Annotated in this window: 3 protein-coding genes; all 3 read left to right on the plus strand. The window is 63.7% G+C overall.

Annotated features, from left to right (window positions below; genetic code table 11):
* Positions 1-362: uracil-DNA glycosylase family protein (locus tag AO501_RS35640; protein ID WP_419775674.1), on the plus strand; the 362-nt coding region annotated here is incomplete at its 5' end.
* Positions 355-1,365: a GmrSD restriction endonuclease domain-containing protein gene (locus AO501_RS13805; protein WP_082658616.1), complete on the plus strand. Its 1,011-nt coding sequence runs from the start codon at positions 355-357 to the stop codon at positions 1,363-1,365. The genes AO501_RS35640 and AO501_RS13805, both read left to right, overlap by 8 nt.
* 388 nt (positions 1,366-1,753) lie before the next feature.
* A partial coding sequence (locus AO501_RS13810; RefSeq protein WP_419775675.1) for a PE family protein occupies positions 1,754-2,187 on the plus strand: 434 nt, incomplete at its 3' end.

Genomic DNA, 2,187 nt, shown 5'->3' on the forward strand with positions numbered 1-2,187 from the left:
TGCCATCGTGTCGATCATCTCGCTTCCCCCGCCAATCTTGCGGGATTCAGCGTGTCCAACACCTGGGGTCAGGCCCCCTTCACCGGGAGCTCGAGATTGTGCGGCCACTGCTGGTGATTACCTTGGGCCGCGACGCGCAAAGGGTGTTGAGCTTCTTGTATCCACGGGCGCGAATAGTCAAGCTGCCCTTCGCGATTCCCCGGAAGCGCAATCCGAACGCTGTGCCCTACGTATTTCACGCCAAGCACCCGTCGTGGATCAAGCGGCAGCACAACGACGAACTCGAAGAAGAGTACGTGTCGTCACTTGCAGCTGCCATCCGGTGGAGCTTTGACTGCGCAGGAATAACCGGGCGTGACTGAAAATCGCGGCGCGGCAGAGGGATTGGAAAAGCGCCGGTTGGTACTCGTTTCAGCGAGTCTGATCGGTGTGCTGTTGTTGATCGGCTTGTGCGGCCATGATGACCGCAACGATGCGACATCTCCGGGGGCTGCTCTGGCGTCGCTGCCCGCGCCGACGTCGATCAATCCGCTGCCACACACTCAGCCCGGCGACACTACCTCGGCTCTGACGAAACTAGCCGCGTTGCCGATCAAGGGGCGTGCACCCAAGACGGGGTATGAACGCAGCCTGTTCGGTCCCGCGTGGACCGACGACGTGACCGTGGCCGGCGGGCACAATGGCTGCGACACCCGAAACGACATCCTTCGGCGTGACCTCGACGAGGTCGAGATCAAAGCAGGGTCGAAAGGATGCACCGTGCTCGCCGGCGTGTTACACGATCCCTACAGCGGCGCCACTGCCGAGTTCCGGCGCGGCCACGACACGTCCTCGGAAATCCACGTCGACCACATCGTCGCGCTAGCGGACGCATGGCAGAAAGGGGCGCAACAGTGGGACCCGATTCAACGCCGAAACTTCGCCAACGATCCGATCAATCTGCAGGCAACCACCGCGTCCATCAATGAGCAGAAGAGCGACGGCGACGCCGCAACATGGTTGCCGCCCAACAAGTCCTATCGGTGCACCTATGTTTCCCGCATCATTGAAGTGAAGGCCGCGTATGCGCTCTGGGTCACCCAGGCCGAGCGTGACGCAATCGCCGGAATACTCATCACCTGCGGTCGGACCGCCGCCGCCCCGGAGCCCCCACCGGCCCCGGCGACGCTGCCTTCGTCCCCAACCAGCGCCGAGCCTGCCCCTGCGCCGGTGCCGGCGCCGGTGCCGGTGCCCACAAGCGGGTCGTCTGTGTACTACCCGGACTGCAAGGCGGTCAGAAACGCCGGTGCTGCACCGCTCTATGCCGGGCAACCCGGCTACCGCCCTGGGCTCGACCGCGACGGCGACGGCGTCGCCTGCGAATGACGCCCGTAGAAATTCACACCGGTCGGGGCGGTAAAAACCTGTTGGACGTGAACTGGCGGACGTAGCTCTGCCGGTGCCGCCAACGTCGCGAAGATCCTCGATGCTGACGCGGACCTCGATCGCGACGGAGTCATTGGGTGCGGCGTTCGCTGCCTACGCCCAGTGCCATGAAACCGCATCGGTCCGGCGGTGGTGGTCGACATGGAAGGATCAGCAAACCCGCCGGACCCTCGCAAAGACTCCATGGAACTGGTATGAGTACGGGTTTATTTCCGCGCAGAGGGTTTAGGCTGCGCTTGTTTGACCGGACCTGTTGGTCCCGCGGCCGGTTGAGGGGGAGGCGTCTGCTGTGTCCTATCTGTCGGTAGATCCAGTCGTGTTGAGTTCGGTGGCATCCGATTTGACGGGGATAAATTCAGCTCTCGGTGCGGTGAATCAGCAAGCTTCGGCGGTGACAACGCGGGTGCTGGCGGCTGCCGGTGATGAGGTTTCGATGGCCATCGCCGCGATATTCGGTGCCCACGGCGAGCAGTATCAGCAGGCCAGTGCTCAAGCTGCAAGGTTCCATGAACAGTTCGTACGCGCCCTAGCCGGCGGCGCCAATGCGTATGCCTCCGCAGAAGCGGCCACCATCGACCAGCTCGTATTAGGCCTGATTAACGCTCCGACCAATGCATTGTTGGGCCGGCCCCTGATCGGTGACGGCTTCAACGGCGCTGAGGGTACCGGGGCGAACGGCGGAGCCGGCGGGATTTTGTGGGGCAACGGCGGCAACGGCGGCTCGGGCGCACCGGGGCAGGCTGGCGGCAGAGGTGGGGACGC

The organism is Mycobacterium gordonae, from assembly GCF_001417955.2.
Lineage (GTDB): Bacteria > Actinomycetota > Actinomycetes > Mycobacteriales > Mycobacteriaceae > Mycobacterium > Mycobacterium gordonae_B.